The 16,051-nt window shown below is 66.6% G+C and carries 16 protein-coding genes and 1 pseudogene; 13 read left to right on the forward strand and 4 right to left on the reverse strand.

All coding sequences use genetic code 11. The annotated features are described in order from the left end of the window. The first annotated feature begins 166 nt into the window (after nt 1-166). Nucleotides 167-448: a DNA -binding domain-containing protein gene (locus B7Y43_RS12235; RefSeq protein ID WP_374131936.1), complete on the forward strand. Its 282-nt coding sequence runs from the start codon at nt 167-169 to the stop codon at nt 446-448. Nucleotides 449-601: 153 nt separating this feature from the next. Further along, nucleotides 602-727 (forward strand): annotated as a pseudogene (locus tag B7Y43_RS12240) (transcriptional regulator domain-containing protein); the annotation flags it as partial. Between the two features lies 1 nt (nt 728). Here the strand turns inward: B7Y43_RS12240 and B7Y43_RS12245 are convergent. Further along, a complete protein-coding gene (locus B7Y43_RS12245; RefSeq protein WP_374131955.1) occupies nt 729-881 on the reverse strand; it encodes a hypothetical protein in 153 nt (50 codons plus the stop codon). Between the two features lie 177 nt (nt 882-1,058). On the opposite strand from B7Y43_RS12245, the gene B7Y43_RS12250 reads away from it, so the two are divergent. The 11 genes from B7Y43_RS12250 (at nt 1,059) to B7Y43_RS12300 (ending at nt 10,083) form a co-directional block, all read left to right on the forward strand. Next, nucleotides 1,059-1,370: a DUF2285 domain-containing protein gene (locus B7Y43_RS12250; RefSeq protein ID WP_374131937.1), complete on the forward strand. Its 312-nt coding sequence runs from the start codon at nt 1,059-1,061 to the stop codon at nt 1,368-1,370. Nucleotides 1,371-1,477: 107 nt separating this feature from the next. Continuing rightward, nucleotides 1,478-1,756, forward strand: coding sequence for an AlpA family transcriptional regulator (locus tag B7Y43_RS12255; protein WP_374131938.1), 279 nt, complete (start codon nt 1,478-1,480; stop codon nt 1,754-1,756). A 14-nt stretch (nt 1,757-1,770) separates the two neighbouring features. Continuing rightward, nucleotides 1,771-2,655 carry a replication initiator protein A gene (locus B7Y43_RS12260; protein WP_374131939.1) on the forward strand — a complete coding sequence of 295 codons (885 nt, stop codon included), beginning with the start codon at nt 1,771-1,773 and terminating at the stop codon, nt 2,653-2,655. A gap of 211 nt (nt 2,656-2,866) precedes the next feature. Next, nucleotides 2,867-3,505, forward strand: coding sequence for a ParA family partition ATPase (gene parA / locus B7Y43_RS12265; protein ID WP_374131940.1), 639 nt, complete (start codon nt 2,867-2,869; stop codon nt 3,503-3,505). Next, a complete protein-coding gene (locus B7Y43_RS12270) occupies nt 3,502-3,744 on the forward strand; it encodes a hypothetical protein (protein ID WP_374131941.1) in 243 nt (80 codons plus the stop codon). Before parA ends, B7Y43_RS12270 begins: the two co-directional genes overlap by 4 nt. Beyond that, entirely contained in the window at nt 3,741-4,214 is a 474-nt protein-coding gene (locus tag B7Y43_RS12275) for a DUF2840 domain-containing protein (RefSeq protein WP_374131942.1), read from the forward strand. The genes B7Y43_RS12270 and B7Y43_RS12275 overlap by 4 nt, the downstream gene beginning before the upstream one ends. Next, nucleotides 4,211-4,726, forward strand: a complete 516-nt coding sequence (locus B7Y43_RS12280) for a S26 family signal peptidase (protein WP_374131943.1) — start codon at nt 4,211-4,213, stop codon at nt 4,724-4,726. The genes B7Y43_RS12275 and B7Y43_RS12280 overlap by 4 nt, the downstream gene beginning before the upstream one ends. A 2-nt stretch (nt 4,727-4,728) precedes the next feature. Further along, complete coding sequence (locus tag B7Y43_RS12285; RefSeq protein WP_374131944.1) at nt 4,729-5,541, forward strand: lytic transglycosylase domain-containing protein; 813 nt, start codon at nt 4,729-4,731, stop codon at nt 5,539-5,541. Nucleotides 5,542-5,800: 259 nt separating this feature from the next. Continuing rightward, nucleotides 5,801-7,543: a relaxase/mobilization nuclease domain-containing protein gene (locus tag B7Y43_RS12290; protein WP_374131945.1), complete on the forward strand. Its 1,743-nt coding sequence runs from the start codon at nt 5,801-5,803 to the stop codon at nt 7,541-7,543. A 117-nt stretch (nt 7,544-7,660) separates the two neighbouring features. After that, on the forward strand, nt 7,661-9,649 hold the full coding sequence (locus tag B7Y43_RS12295) for a conjugal transfer protein TraG (RefSeq protein WP_374131946.1): 1,989 nt from the start codon (nt 7,661-7,663) through the stop codon (nt 9,647-9,649). Next, nucleotides 9,646-10,083: a CopG family transcriptional regulator gene (locus B7Y43_RS12300; RefSeq protein ID WP_374131947.1), complete on the forward strand. Its 438-nt coding sequence runs from the start codon at nt 9,646-9,648 to the stop codon at nt 10,081-10,083. Before B7Y43_RS12295 ends, B7Y43_RS12300 begins: the two co-directional genes overlap by 4 nt. Nucleotides 10,084-10,445: 362 nt before the next feature. Here B7Y43_RS12300 and B7Y43_RS12305 read toward each other — a convergent pair whose 3' ends face one another. The 3 genes from B7Y43_RS12305 to B7Y43_RS12315 are packed head-to-tail and all read right to left on the reverse strand — an operon-like array spanning nt 10,446 to nt 16,050. Beyond that, nucleotides 10,446-13,682: an efflux RND transporter permease subunit gene (locus tag B7Y43_RS12305; protein ID WP_374131948.1), complete on the reverse strand. Its 3,237-nt coding sequence runs from the start codon at nt 13,680-13,682 to the stop codon at nt 10,446-10,448. Beyond that, nucleotides 13,679-14,830, reverse strand: coding sequence for an efflux RND transporter periplasmic adaptor subunit (locus B7Y43_RS12310; RefSeq protein WP_374131949.1), 1,152 nt, complete (start codon nt 14,828-14,830; stop codon nt 13,679-13,681). Before B7Y43_RS12310 ends, B7Y43_RS12305 begins: the two co-directional genes overlap by 4 nt. Further along, complete coding sequence (locus tag B7Y43_RS12315; RefSeq protein ID WP_374131950.1) at nt 14,827-16,050, reverse strand: TolC family protein; 1,224 nt, start codon at nt 16,048-16,050, stop codon at nt 14,827-14,829. Before B7Y43_RS12315 ends, B7Y43_RS12310 begins: the two co-directional genes overlap by 4 nt. Nucleotide 16,051: the final 1 nt, after the last annotated feature.

The raw sequence follows: 16,051 nt of genomic DNA on the forward strand, positions 1-16,051 counted from the left end.
GTCTTGTGGAATATTTAACCACGGAGTATTCTCTACAGAGCTTGCGCACCATACATAACGGGTCGCTGTTACCCTTGCCGACCATGGTCAAGAAATGCTTGTCAATCGAGTGCGGCGAACGTCATTAGCCATAAAAGCGTCACATAAGCAGACTGCCAACGAGACTATGAACGACATCGCATTTTCAGAACTGGCGCCGACCGACGACCACCTCACGGCCTATGACCGCGAGCGATTGGGAGATTATCTGCGTCTGCTGGATGCCGAGGCAAGCGGCGCAGACTGGAAAGAGGTCGCGCAGGTAGTTCTCAAGGTCGATCCGCAGAATGATCGGCAGCGGTGCAAGCAAATGTATGAATCGCATTTGGCCCGCGCGCGCTGGATAAGCGCGCAGGGCTTTGCCGACATAGCTTGGCATCCAGCCAGTTATGCCGACCGCCGCATTTAATGCACCTTTGAACGGCCTCGCGGATAATCGTGCTGCGGCCTCGACTCGTCGTCCAAAACTATGGAGCTCCAGCACAAGCTATTGAAACGACGCGATTGCGTTCCAATCGTGACGCTGTGCATTTCATCAGCGGGCCTGAAAGGAGCGAGCCCCATGAAGGACCGGCCAGATTGGCGCGACCCCGCGCCATACCGCCGAATTCAATCGCAGGTCGCCGCCAACATCGCCTGGGAATTCTTGCGACGTAACGAGCAATATCAACAGACATATCGCGCCGCGATCAGACGGTCGCGCGCTCTCGCCGATCGGGTGGCGGCACGCTGGGGTTTGCGATTTCGCGATCGACCCATCGCTGTCTGCTGATGAAGCTGAAGTCTTCTGGCACCCCGACATCGACCCTCGTGTCGTCCGATTGCTGAAGGTTGGTGACCATCGAAGCTTAGACTCCTTCCATCGCCTAAATCCAACCGTCATCTGCGCGGGACCGGATGGACATCACCTGATGTTCGGTCCCCCGGCAGACCCCATGCTAGCCCTGTCCCAAGCCTCGGATGACCTGAAAGGTCCGGTCGCGGCGATATTGCCGCTTGATCAAGATGCACCTCGCCGCATGGACGCAACTTTGCGCTTATGGCGTTGTCTTTCCGGCAAACTGCCTGGCCAATCACGTGATCATCTAACGCCCAATCGTCGTCAGCGCCTGACGATGATGCTGCGCGCGCTCGACGCGCGGACAGATGGGGCCGATCGGCGCGAGATCGCCCAAACGCTGTTTGGGGACGAGGCCGTCCCGCCCGGTGTGGCGTTCGACGATCATCATCTCCGGAGCCGGATTGCGCGCCTTTTGCGCGAAGGTGCCGCTACCGTCGCGGGCGGTTATCGCCGACTTCTTGGCAACCGATCACGGCCCGACGGGTCGTAAATCGCCCTGGTCAATTCCGACCCGCCTATCGCCGATCGCCCTTCGCCATCTTTGCCTTCGAACGACGGCGGCTCGATCCGACCGCCGATCCTGTCCGGAGGTCCCCGATGTCCTTGCCCGCCGCCTCTATCCCACAGCGCTATCTGCGCACGCCCGAAGCCGCCCGCTTCCTCGGCCTGTCCGGCCGCACGCTCGAAAAGCACCGCACCTACGGCACTGGTCCGCGCTATTCGAAGATCGGCGGCCGGGTCGTCTACCGCGTCGAGGACCTCCAGGCTTGGGTCGATCGCGGCGCCAAAGCCTCCACCTCCGACGACACCGGCGACGTCGTCCTGCCGGCCAAGCGCCATGTGCTGTTGCCCTATGCCGGCGCGCCGCGGCGCTGATCGGCTGACCGCGCATGTCCGCCCGTCACCGACCATCTCGTGAGCGCGAGCAACTCGACCTCTTCAGGGCGCTGCCCGGCGACCTCGCGCCCCGCGATGCCCAGGATCTCATGGCCTATCCCTTCTTCTCGCTTGCCAAATCGAAGCGCCTCGCGCCGATCGACTTCAAGGCCGGGGCGGTCGCCATCCGGGTCGAGGCCGTTCCCGAGCACGGCATGGCGACCATCTGGGACGCCGACGTCCTCATCTGGGCGGCCAGCCAGATCGTCGAAGCTCGCGACCACGGCCTTCGCACCTCGCGCCTGATGGCGGCGACGCCGTACGAAATCCTCACCTTCGTCGGACGCGGCACGTCGGCGCGCGACTACGAACGTCTGAAGGCTGGACTCGACCGGCTGCAGGCGACCAGCGTCGCCACCAGCATCCGTCAGCCGACCGAGCGCCGTCGCCACCGCTTCAGCTGGATCAACGAGTGGAAGGAAACTGCGGACGCGCACGGACGGCCGACCGGCGTCGAGCTGATCGTCCCCGACTGGTTCTATGCCGGCGTGCTCGATGATGCGCTCGTGCTTACCATCGACCGCGCTTACTTCGATCTCACCGGGGGCCTCGAGCGCTGGCTCTACCGGCTCGTGCGCAAGCATGGCGGACGCCAGGTCGGCGGTTGGAGCTTCGACATTGCCCACCTGCACTTGAAGTCAGGCTCGCTTAGCCCGCTCAAGCACTTCGCCTACGACCTCCGCGATATCGTCAAGCGCCAGGCGCTGCCCGGCTACGTGCTGACGCTCGAACGCGCCTTCGGACGTGACCGGCTCGACTTCCGGCCGCTCGTCACCGACCCGCTGGAGCTGAGTATTCCGCGCCGGATGCGGGCGGCCCTCGCTGGGGATAAGCTGTGAATCCGCTCGTGCTATCGGGGACCGGCACTATCGTGCCATCGGGGACCCGATCCTCGTGCTATTGGGGACCGAAATCGCTGATTCATCGCTTTGATTCAGCAGCTTGCGCGGCCCTTAACGTCTCTAACTTAGAATCCTTCGGATTCTTTCTAACGCAATTGGCGCTTCGCGCACTGAGTGCGATCCGCCGCATCCGCCGACGGTCGTCATCATGATTGCCGCGCTCCTCAACCAGAAGGGCGGCGTCGGCAAGACGACGCTCGCGCTGCACCTCGCCGGCGCATGGGCCGTGCAGGGGAAGCGGGTTCTGGTGGTCGATGCGGACCCCCAGGGGTCGGCGCTCGACTGGTCGGAACAGCGCGGCCGGGAGGGGCTCCATCTCCTCTTCCCGGTCGTGGGTCTGGCCCGCGACATGCTCCACCGCGAGCTGCCCGCGATCGCGCGGGGCTATGACCAGGTCGTCCTCGACGGGCCGCCGCGCGTCGCCGGGATCGCGCGCTCGGCGATGCTCGCCGCCGATCTCGTGATCATTCCCGCGCAGCCTTCGCCGTTCGACGGCTGGGCCTCGGCCGAGATGCTGCGGATGCTCGACGAAGCGCGGATTTACCGCCCCGAGTTGCGCGCGGTGATGCTGCTCAATCGCTGTGCCGCGCGCACCGTCATCGCACGCGAGACGGCCGCAGCGCTCGAAGATCACGATCCGCCGATGCTCGCCAGCCGGATCGGGCAACGGGTGGCGTTCGCCGACGCCGCGCGCAGCGGGCGTCTGGCCGGCGAGGTCAACGGCGGACAGATCGCCGAACGAGAGATCGTCGCGCTCGCAGCCGAGATCGACCGGTTGACGCCATGAGCGATCCCCGCAAGTCCGGCTTCGCGCGCCGACCGGGCGACCCCGAAGCCTGGGTTCGTGCCGCCGAAAAGCCGGCGCCTGACCCCACCGCCGCCTTCACCGCGCGCCTGACGATCGACGTCACCCCCGCGATGCGCGGGCGGCTGAAGGTCACTGCCTTCCGGCGCGGGCTGACCGTCGCGGACATGCTGCGCGCGCTGCTCGACCGCGAATTTCCCGACGACGGGAGCGCGTCATGATCGCCGCCGATGTCCGCACCCGCGTCGAGCTGCTGCATCTCGAAGGCAAGATCGAGCGCTGGATTCGCTTCGGTCGGGTCGCCTACGAGGAAGTCCTCGATCGCCGCCGCCGCGCCCTCTGGTTTGCGGCCGACAGCGTGTTCGCCTTCGTCCGCTGGGCAGCGGGCGAGCATGGCACGCTGGTCTCGCGCATCGACATCCTGCGCGCCTGCGCTGCCGACGAACCCATCACTACTGTCCCCGGTGTCACCCCCGGTGGCGAGGTGCTGCTGCGCGTTCAGGGCTGGCCGAAGGTCGAGCGCGTGCTCGCCGCGATCGATCAGGTCGAAAGCCTCGGCTTGGCCGCCGAAGACGCCTGTCCCGACCATTGGCGACACATCCACAACCGCCTCGCCGTCGCCGACACGCCGCGCGTCTACACGCGCCAGCGCCATGCGGCCTGGCTTTCCAGAAGGAGGATCGGCGCATGACCACCCATCTGAAAACGCTCGTCACCATGCAGGCTGCTGCCATGCTGTTGGCGTTCGGCAGTTGGATTCATCCGATGCCAAGGCTGATCTGGAACGCCAGCGCGAGCGTTCCGGTGGGCCTATACGCGGTGCAACCCGCACGCTCGCCAAGGCGCAAGGATCTGGTCGTCGTCTCGCCGCCCGCGCCGCTCGCCGACTTTCTCGCCGAGGGCGGCTATCTCCCGCGCGGCGTGCCGCTCTTGAAGCGGGTCGCGGCGGTCGGCGGACAGCGCGTGTGCCGTATCGGTCTCACCGTCACCGTCGATGGCGCCGCCTTCGCGACGGCGCTCGACAAGGATCACCGGGGGCGGGAGCTGCCGCGCTGGAGCGGATGCGTGACGCTCACGGAGACGCAGGTGTTGCTGCTCAATCGCGACGTCCCGGACTCGCTCGACGGACGATATTTCGGGCCACTTCCGACCAGCACCATCGTCGGTCGCGCGCAGCCGATCTGGACCCGGAAGGGGGCGTGACAATGCGCTTTCAATCTCTCTCGGGTGTCCCGGCCATGGCCGTTGCGGTCCTTCTCGGTGTTGCCATCGCCGGCCCTGCCGCAGCGCAGTCGAATGGTGCCGCGCCCGTTTACACGCCGCGCGACAGCATCGCCGCCGCCATCGCCGAAGCATCACGGCGGTTCGGCGTCCCCAGCGAGTGGATCGTCGCGGTAGTACGCGTCGAAAGTGGCGGTGATGCGCGGGCGGTATCACGCGCCGGTGCGATCGGTCTCATGCAGGTGATGCCCGCTACCTATGCCGAATTGCGCCGCGATCTCGGCCTCGGGGCCGATCCGTTTGCCATCCGCGACAACATCCTGGCGGGCACAGCCTATATGCGGCGCATGCTCGACCGCTATGGCTCGCCCGGTTTTTTGGCGGCTTACAATGCCGGGCCAGGCCGATGGGAAGCGCATCTGGCGGGTACGCGACCACTGCCCGCCGAAACGATCCGCTACGTCCAGCGGCTCGCCCAGATCAGCGGTCCCGGCCTGTCCAAGTCGCTTCCCGTTGCATCGCAAACACCGCCACCTTCTCCCTTCACGGCCCCCTTGTTCGTCGCTCGCCATGTCGATCGACCCCCAGCTGCGCTGCCTCAGGAGCGTGATCGCATCGTCGCAATCCTGGTCGCCAACACGACCGTCGTGCCGCAGTCGAACGGGCTCTTCGCGGGCGGTTCGACGGGGTCCAATTCGCCGAGAAACGGGGCAAGCGGGGGCGCCGATCATGCTGCCGTGTCTGCGCCCGCCGATACCCTTTTCGTGGCGCGCACCCAATCTCGGACGCCTCGATGAGTGTGGGCTGGCTCCATCGCGTCATGGCGAAGTCTGGCGTGCTGACGGATAGGATGGCGAAGATCCGGCTAGGGTCAGAAGTTTCGGCCATTGGAAATCGGACGGGAGGGCAAGATGAAAGCGACGGCCCTGCGTGCGTCTATACGGTTGGTTTAGCTAGGGTTTTTACGTGCCGACTAGCTCGACCGCGTGCCGCCACGGTCCATAAGTCCAACGCCCGCCTCGTTTTTGACGGCACCATCGGCTCCAGGCAGCGGCAATGAGCCTTCGGGATGACGAATTTCACATTCGCCCTGGCCGAGCCCGCGACGGCGGGCGCGGCAACACTAAAACCTTCGTTGGTCAAGTGTTGCGCGCGGCCCAAAAGGCAGGGCATGTCGGCCCACGCCTCGGGGTCCGCTCGGGACGCTCGACCTTCGGTCGGGGCCGTATCGCCGCCACTGCCGCGAGGCTCCGCAACCCGTCGCGCCGGGTGCTCGTCAAGACCAGGATCGTCCGCCACCGGGGCGCAAGGTTTCGGTCGGCGTCGCTCGCGACCCATGCGGCCTATCTCAAGCGCGACGGCGTCACCCGCTCGGGCGAACCTGCGCAGATGTTCGATGCGCGCTCCGACACGGCCGACGACCGCGCCTTCGCCGCAGCCTGCGAGGACGACCGCCATCACTTCCGCCTGATCGTCTCACCCGAAGATGCGACCGATCTCGCCGACCTGCGGGCCACCACCCGAGCCCTGATGAAGCAGATGGAGTCCGATCTCGGCACCCGGCTCGAATGGGTCGCGGTCGATCACTGGAACACCGATAATCCCCACGTCCACATCCTCGTGCGCGGTCGTGCAGACGACGGCGCCGACCTCATAATCGCGCGCGACTATCTCACCAAGGGTCTGCGCGGTCGCGCCGAGGCGCTGGTCGAACAGGAACTCGGCCCGCGCACGGCGCTGGAGATCGCCGACAGCCTGGCGCGCGAGGTCACCGCCGAGCGGTTCACGGGACTGGACCGGGCGCTGCGCGCTATGGCCGACGAGTCCGGCGGCGTCGTCGACCTGCGCCCAGGCGGGATCGCCGACCGAGACCCCGAAATGCGGCGGCTTCTGCTCGGGCGCGCCCAGCATCTCGAACGCCTCGGGCTGGCCGAAAGCCAAGGCCCTGCGAGCTGGACGCTTGCGCCCGCGATCGAGGAGCAGCTGCGTGACCTTGGAATGCGCGGCGACATCATCAAGACGATGCACCGGGCGATGGCGCAAACCGGCGTCGATCGCGGCGCCGACGTGGCGATGCACCTCGACACGGAAGCGCCCGCGATCGTCGGCCGACTGATCGAGCGCGGCCTGCACGATGAACTGTCCGGGTCCGCCTATGCCGTGATCGACGGGGTTGATGGTCGTGTGCATCACGTCCGGTTTCGCGACCTGGAGGCGACCGGCGATGCCGCAGCGGGGGCGATCGTCGAACTGCGCCGGTTCGAGGATCGGCAAGGCGTGGTGCGCACGGCGCTGGCGGTGCGGTCGGATCTGAGCCTGAGCGATCAGATCACCGCACCCGGCGCGACTTGGCTCGATCGGCAGCTCGTTGCCAAGGCAGGGGCCGATGTCTCGGAGGCCGGGTTCGGCCGCGACGTAAGGGATGCCCTCGATGCCAGAGCCGCCCATCTGGCGGGCGAAGGCTTGGCGCGCCGCCAAGGCCAGCGAACCCTTTTCGCGCGCGACCTGATCGAGACGCTCCGCGCGCGTGAAGTCTCGGCGGCTGGCTCGCGTCTGGCAGCGGAGACCGGATCGCCGTACCAACCCTCCGCCGCTGGCGAGCACGTCACCGGCGCCTATCGGCAGCGCGTGAATTTGGCGTCTGGGCGGTTCGCGATGATCGACAACGGGCTGGGGTTTCAGCTCGTGCCTTGGACACCGGCGATCGAACCGAAGCTCGGCCAGCACGTGTCAGGCGTCGTGTCACCCGGCGGCGGGGTCGACTGGAGCTTTGGCCGCAAACGTGGACTGGGCTTGTGACCGGCCGATCTGCGCGCCAACGCGCGCGGGAGCGCGACGTTGGATATCCGGCTCTTGTAGCGCCCAAGCCTCTGCGCCCAATGATCCGCCCCGATCGATCCTGAGAGGGGAAGTCCATTGCCTGCCACCCGTATCCTTTGGGGCCAGGTGCTCGTCGTCCTGCTGATCGTGCTGGCCACGACCTGGGGGGCGACCGGATGGGTGGCGTGGCGCCTCGCGTTCCAGCCCGAACTCGGGGCGCCATGGTTCCGCGTAAGCGGATTCCCCGTCTACCCGCCGCCGGCCTTCTTCTGGTGGTGGTACGGGTTCGACGCCTACGCGCCCGAGATCTTCTACGAAGGCGCCTACATCGCGGCGTCCGGCGGCTTCGTGTCGATCGCCGTCGCCATCGCGATGTCTGTCTGGCGCGCCCGCGAAGCACGCGAGGTCACCACCTACGGCTCGGCGCGCTGGGCACGGCCCCGCGAGATCCGCGCCGCCGGGTTGATCGGCGACGACGGCGTGGTCCTCGGCCGGTTCGACCGAGACTATCTGCGCCACGACGGACCCGAGCACGTCCTGTGCTTCGCGCCAACACGCTCGGGCAAGGGCGTCGGGCTTGTCGTGCCGACGCTGCTGACCTGGCCGGGTTCGGTGATCGTACACGACATCAAGGGCGAGAACTTCAGCCTGACCGCAGGATGGCGCGCGCGACACGGCCGCGTGCTGCGCTTCGATCCGACCGACGCCCGCTCGGACGCCTACAATCCACTGCTCGAAGTGCGCCGCGGGCCGTCCGAAGTGCGCGACGTCCAGAACATCGCCGACATCCTGGTTGATCCCGAAGGCGCGCTCGAGAAGCGCAATCACTGGGAGAAGACCAGCCACGCGCTCCTCGTCGGCGCGATCCTGCACGTTCTCTACGCCGAGACCGACAAGACGCTCGCCGGGGTCGCCGCCTTCCTGTCCGATCCGCGTCGTCCGATCGAGACCACGCTGCACGCGATGCTGGTCACCTGCCATCTCGGCGACATGCCCCATCCCGTTGTCGCCAGCGCCGCGCGCGAACTGCTCAACAAATCCGACAACGAACGATCGGGCGTCCTATCGACCGCCATGTCGTTCCTCGGTCTCTACCGCGATCCCGTCGTCGCCGCGGTGACCTCGCGCTGCGACTGGCGGATCGGCGACCTCGTCGAGGGTGCGGACCCCGTCTCGCTCTACCTCGTCGTCCCGCCGTCAGACATCTGTCGCACCAAGCCACTCGTGCGCCTGATCCTGAATCAGGTCGGCCGCCGCCTGACCGAGGAACTCGATGCGCGGCGCAAGCGCCACCGGTTGCTGCTGATGCTCGACGAGTTTCCGGCGCTCGGGCGGCTCGACTTCTTCGAGAGCGCGCTCGCCTTCATGGCGGGCTACGGCCTGAAGAGCTTTTTGATCGCCCAGTCGCTAAACCAGATCGAAAAGGCCTACGGCCAGAACAACGCGATCCTCGACAACTGCCACGTCAGAGTCAGTTTCGCGACCAACGACGAACGGACCGCCAAGCGCGTGAGCGACTCGCTCGGTACGGCGACCGAGATACGCGACGCGAAGAACTATGCCGGCCATCGGCTGTCGCCCTGGCTCGGGCATCTGATGGTCTCACGCCAGGAGACGGCGCGGCCGCTGCTCACGCCGGGCGAGATCATGCAGCTTCCGCCCGCCGACGCGCTGGTCCTCGTCTCCGGTATCTTCCCGATCCGGGCCAAGAAGGCGCGCTACTACGAGGATGCCCAGTTGCAACGCCGCGTCCTGCCCCCTCCCGAGGCGCGGACGTCCGGAGATCGATCGATGCCGCGCGACGATTGGAGCGGCCTCACCGTGCCTGCCGCCGTCACACAGACTCCCAGTGCTGCTCCTCCAGCGGAGGCCGACGCGACCGACGCCGCAAATGCGGGCATCCGGCAAGAACCCGAGTTGCCCGTGCACGAGGCGGTCGATCCGCCACCTCGCGAACCCGTGCCCGAGTTCGAAGACGCGGAGTCCGATGACCAGGAGGCGGCCCGCGCCAGAACGCTGCAGGGCCGGGTGCGCGCCAATGCCCGGCAAGCGGCAATGAATCCCGACGACGGCATCGCTCTGTGAGCGGACGCCGGGACCGCCTCAACGTCTATTTCGAGCCGGCGACCGCCAAGGCGCTGGAGGAGCTCGCAATCCGGCGGTGCGTCTCCAAATCGGCGATCGTCGATGCCGCCGTCGCATCGTTCCTGTCGCCAGACGGCGCCGATCGGCGCGAAGCGGCCTACACCCGGCGCCTCGATCGGCTGACCCGGCAGGTCGAACGGCTCGAACGGGATCAGACCATCGCGCTGGAGGCTCTGGGCCTGTTCGTTCGCGCATGGCTGACCGCAACGCCGCCGCTCGCCGACAGCGCGCAGGCTTCCGCCCAGGCCAAGGGGCGCGAGCGCTATGAAAGCTTCATCGAGACGCTCGGACGGCGCGTCCAGCAAGGGCGCAGTCTCGCCAAGGAGGTGTTGGATGACATTCAAAACGGGGCGATCGCCAACGAAAGCAGCTAAAAGTCGTGACGGCATGGCGCTGCTATGCCGACTTCCAACGATTTTTATGCGTATCCGAGAAGCATCAATGCGCGAAGCCTCGGCTGCGCGAGCGCGCGGTATCTGACTTGAAGCAAAGTCAACTCAATAGGTAGCTCCAGAAGATGACTTTAGCCAACCCACAGGTTGCCAAACGGCCGTGTGGATTGCCCGGGACGGTCATGGGATTGTGGTCTCCCCAAGAAGAGACGAACCAAACCGACGGGTCTGTGATTTACTGGAGGACGCGTCGTGCCCACCGTTCCGGTAGTCTGCGAAAGACCGCTTAGCCAACGGCCGGAGTGATTTAGACTGATGGCGCACAAGGCACCGTCAGTCGATCGTTACGTATGAGCGGGTGGGGCGACACCGCGCATCGCGGCTCGCCGCTGCCTGAATCGGTGCGCGGCAGCCGCAATCGCAGGCAGCACCAGCAGCGTGAGTGCGGTCGAGGTGATCAGACCGCCGATCACCACGGTGGCCAGGGGGCGCTGCACCTCAGCCCCGGTGCCCGTCGCCAGCGCCATCGGCACGAAGCCAAGGCTGGCAACTAGCGCCGTCATCAGTACCGGCCGCACGCGTTCCATGGCGCCGTCGATGATGGACGCCTCCTCGTCCGCGCCGTCCTCACGATGTTTGCGGATCGCGCTCATCATTACCAAGCCATTGAGCACCGCCACGCCCGACAGCGCGATGAAGCCGACCGCCGCCGTAATCGAGAAGGGAATCCCGCGCAGCAGCAGCGCGAACACACCGCCCGCCAGCGCCATCGGCACCGCGCTGAAGACGATCGCCGCCGGCACGAAGCCGCCAAGCGCCATGTAGAGCAGCCCGTAAATGGCAAGGAAGCAGATCGGCACGACGATCATCAGCCGAAGCCGCGCGGACTGGAGGCTCTCGAACGTGCCGCCCCAAGCGGTGTACATCCCCGGCGGCAGGTCGAGCTTGCCGATTTTGTCCTGCGCCTCGGTCACGAACCCGCCGAGATCGCGCCCGCGCACATTGACCTGCACGACGACCATCCGCTTGCCATTCTCGCGACTGATCTGGTTCAGCCCTTGCGTATAGCTGAACCGCGCCACTTCGCGCAGCGGGATCGAACGCGCGATTTGGCCGTCCATAGCGGGCAACATCACCGGGATGGCACCCAAGGTTTCCAGATCGTCGCGCTGCGCATCGGCGAGCCGGACGACGACCGCGAAGCGCCGGTCGCCCTCGAACAGCAAGCCCGCCTCGCGTCCGCCCAGCGCGGCGGCCACAGTGTTCGCCACTTCCTCGACCGACAGGCCGTAGCGCGCCGCCGATTGCCGGTCGATCTTCACGTCGAAGGTCGGTGCGCCATCGGTCTGTTCGGCGCTGACGTCGGCAGCACCCGGGATCGCCCGGAGCGTCGCCGCAATGCGCTGCGCCTGTTGCGTCATCTGGTCGAGGTCGTCGCCATAGAGCTTGACCGCGACGTCCGAGCGCACGCCCGCGATCAGCTCGTTGAAGCGCATCTGGATCGGCTGCTGGATCTCGGTGCGGTTGCCGATCAGCGGCTTCATCTTCGCTTCGATCCGCGCGAGGATGTCGGCCTTGCTGTGGACATCGGCCGGCCACTCGCTCTCGGGCTTGGGGATGACATAGGTGTCCGACGCGTTCGGCGGCATCGGATCGGTGCCGAGATCGGCATTGCCGTTCTTGGAGAAGACCAAAGCCACCTCGGGCAATGTCTTAAGCGCATCCTCGATCCGGAGCTGCATCTGTGTCGACTGGTCGATCGACGCCGAGGGCACGCGGAAATTGGTGACGGTGATGTCCTTCTCGTCGAGCTGCGGCATGAATTCCTCGCCGAGCAAGCCGAAGCACAACACCGCCGCCAGGAACACGCCTGCCCCGGTGGCGATGAACGGCAGCGGTCGTGCCACCGCGCGCGCGAGCAGCGGCGCGTAGCGATCCTTGAACCAGCGGATCGGCTTGACCTCGGTCTCGCTCACCTTGCCGGTGATGACGAGCGCGATCATCGCGGGCACGAAGGTGAGCGACAGCACGAACGCGGCGGCAAGCGCGAGCATCAGCGTCGTCGCCATCGGCGCGAAGGTCTTGCCCTCGACCCCCTGGAAGGTGAGCAACGGCACGAACACCAGGAAGATGATGAGCTGCCCGAACAGCGTCGGCTTCACCATCTCCTGCGCGGCGAGCGTCGTCTCCGTCATGCGCTCGTCGCGCGTGAGCGGGCGACCCTCATGTTCCTGTCGTTCGGCGAGCCGTCGCAGCGCGTTCTCGACGATGATGACCGCGCCATCGACGATCAGGCCGAAATCGAGCGCACCCAGACTCATCAGATTGCCCGACACGCCCAGCCCGTTCATGCCTGCCGCCGTCATCAGCATCGTGATCGGGATCACCGCCGCCGTAATTAGCGCCGCGCGGATATTGCCGAGCAGCAGGAACAGCACGACGATGACGAGCAACGCGCCCTCGATCAGGTTCTTCTCGACCGTCGCGATCGTCGCGTTGACCAGCTTCGATCGGTTGTAGACGGGTTCCGCGAAGACGTCGGGCGGGAGCGAGCGGTTGACCTCGGTCAGCTTCTCGCCTGCCGCATTGGCGACGATCCGGCTATTGCTGCCGACCAGCATCAGCACGGTCGAGATGACCGCTTCCGATCCCATGCGGCTGCCCGAGCCGGTGCGGACCGCGCCGCCGATGACGACTTCACCGACATCCCGAACGCGCACTGGATTGCCCGCGCGCGTCGCCACCACCGCGTCTTGAATGTCCTCGATCGACTTCAGCCGGGCATCGGCACGGACCAGGAAACTTTCGCCCGCCCGGCGCACGTAATTCGACCCAGCCGAGAGATTGGCGCGCTCCAGCGCATCGGCCAGTTCGGTGATCGACAAGCCGTAGGTTGCAAGCGCATTCAGGTTCGGCTCAACCAGATATTGCTTCACATAGCCGCCGTTGGAATCAACGCCGGCAACGCCTTTGACGGTGCGCATTTGTGGCCGGATGATCCAGTCCTGCACGGTACGCAGATAGGCCGCCTTGGCGAGCTCGGTCGTCAGCCGCTCGCGCTCAGGCGTCAGGTAGCTGCCATCCGATTGCCAGCCGGGCTTGCCATCAACGTGTTCAGCGCCGCCCTTGCCGTCGGGATGGCGAAAGGCGACTGAGTAGAAGAAGATCTCGCCAAGGCCTGTGCTGAGCGGCGCGAGATTTGGCTGGACGCCGGCCGGCAGGCTGTCTTTCGCTTGGGTAAGCCGCTCAGTCACCTGTTGTCGCGCGAAAAACACGTCGGTCGAATCGCTGAACACGGCGGTCACTTGGCTGAAGCCGTTGCGCGAGAAAGAGCGGGTCATCTCCAGCCCCGGAATGCCCGCCAGCGCGGTCTCGACCGGGAAGGTCACCTGTTTCTCGATATCGACCGGGCCCAGCGTCGGCGCAAAGGTGCTGATCTGGACCTGGCGGTTGGTTACGTCGGGCACGGCGTCGATCGGCAGCATGGTGATCTGCCAGGCGCCAAAGGCAATGACGAGCAGCGTCAGCGACGCCACGAGCCATCGCATGCGGACTGAGAGCGAGAGGATGTGCGCGATCATTCTGCCTGCTCCTTCTCGATCTCGGCCTTGAGGAGGAAGGCGTTGGTGGTGGCGATCGGCGTTTCGGGATTCAGGCCCGATGCAATCGCGACCATCCCGCCGCTGCGGCTGCCGACCTGGACCGTCTGCGCCTTGAAGCCGCCGCGCGTGCGGACGAACACCACGCGGCGATCACCGATTGTTTGGACCGCGTCCTGCGGCACCATCACGCCCGATTTTGCAGCCCCGCCGCTGGCAAAGACGCGCGCCTGGATCAATTGGCCCGGCACGAGCAGGCTGGCGCCCGCGCCCGGCTCGATCACGATCGTCGCACCGCGCGTCTCGCGGTCGACCACACCCGTGGTCGAGCGCACCCGCCCTGTGATCATCTGTCCGTCGCTGGTGGTCAGTTCTACTCGGTCACCGGTGCGGACGCGGGGCGCGTCGGCTTGCGGGAGGCTGGCGGTGATCTGCAGGCGCGACGGATCGGCGACACGGAACAGCTCGGTCTCCGCTGCGATGAACTGGCCGAGGCTGGCGGTCGCGGCGGTGACCCGCCCCGTCACCGGGCTGACGACCGCGATCGACCGACCATCGCGCGCCAGCCGCACCGCGCCTGCTGCGGCGCTGGCGCGTCCTGCATCGGCCTGGGCGACCGCGAGTGCTGCCTGCGCGCTTTCATAATCGGCTCGCGCCGACACGCCTTGCGCAAGCAATGAACGCTCACGCGCCAGCTGTTTCGAGGCCAGCGACACGCGCGCCGCAGCTGCAGCACGGTCGGCGGCGATCGTCGAGGCATCGCGGCTTTCGACCAGCGCGAGCATATCGCCCGCGCGCACCGGATCGCCGATGCGCTTGAAGATGCGTGTGACGGTCCCGGGCGCGCGCGCGGTCAGCACCGCTTCGGCATCGGGGGTCGCCTCCACCGTGGCGGACGCCGGGATCGCCGCGTCGAGTTCGCCCGATGCGGCGGCCGCGACGGTGATCGCCGAAATGCGGATGCCGTCTGGCGTGATCTCGACCGAGTCAATAGGCGCGCTCGGCGTCGTCGCCATCGCTTCGGGCGCAGGCGGTGCTGGCTGAGTCAGGCGCGCGGCACCAAAGCCGAGCGCGGCGGCAGCGACCAGGCCGATCGCGGCCCCGGCATAAAGGCGTGTCTTGTCGTTCATTGGACCGGGTCTCCGGTGATGGCCATGCCGTTCAGGCTGGCGAGTTGAGCACGGGCATCGAAACGGGCGGCTGCAGCATCGGCGACGACGCCACGCGCAGCACCCAATCCGTGGCGGGCGACAAGCAGTTCGCTCAAGGGCGATTTGCCTGCTTCATAGGCGATACGGGCAAGCCGATAGGTTTCCTCGGCCGTCGCCATCGTCCGTTCTGCGGCGGTGACGCGGGCGTCAGCGGCTTCGGCGAGCGCAACGGCGCTGCGGACATTGGCGGTCGCTTCAAGCCGTGCCGCCGCCGCCCTGGCTTCCGCGCCGTGCAGGTCGGCGTCGGCTGCGGCGATATTGCCCCGGTTGTGATCGAACAGACGCAGCGGCAACGAAACGCCGGCGACCAGCGCGGTTGCACGGTCCTGATCGAGCCTTCGCACACCGATCTGGCCGGTAATGTCGGGAATCGCACGCTTGCGCTCGGACGCTGCACGTTTTGCGGCAGCCTCCCGATCGGCCAGTGCGGCAAGATAGCTTGTGGTGCGGAGCGGATCGACCGGCCCATAAGCAGCGCGTGACAAAGGAGGATCGAGCAAGGAGTCCGAAATGCCGGTGAAGGGGGTCTCCACCCCGGCCAGTGCGGACAACCGAGCGAGCGCCGCCGTGCGCGCTGCCCGCGTGCTCTCCAGCACGGCCCGGGCGGCGTTGAGGTCGGTTTCGGCTTGCAGCGCGCGAAGCCGGGCTTCCTTGCCTGCTTCGACCAGAGCCCGGGCCAATTTCAGGTCGGCTTCGCCCTCCTCTACCTCGTCCTCGGCAATCGTGATGCGCCGATCGGCGAGTTCGACGGCGGCATAGGCCCGCGCAAGATCATAAGCGAAGGCGACGCGACCTTGCAGTCCTCGCGCGCGGGCTGCCGTCACCCCGGCTTCGCCAGCAGCGATGCGCGCAGATCGTTTGCCGCCCAGTTCGAACGGCTGGCTATATTGCAGCGTCGTCTCGGTCCGGTCGAACCCGGCATAGGGCGACGAGCCGGCAAAGTTCTCAGCATAGACGCTCACGGATGGATTGGGGCGCGCACGGGCTTGCTCGGACAGGCCCGTCGCACGATCGACGTCGGCCGCCAGCTCTTGGAGGCGGGGAGATTGCTCGGCTTGCTTGAGCAACAGAGCGAAAGGTGGCGCGGGGTCTGCCCACGCCGGACCCGCCAGCGTCACGCTCGCGAGTCCGCCGAACAGC

It is taken from the genome of Sphingomonas sp. 28-62-20 (genome assembly GCF_002281505.1).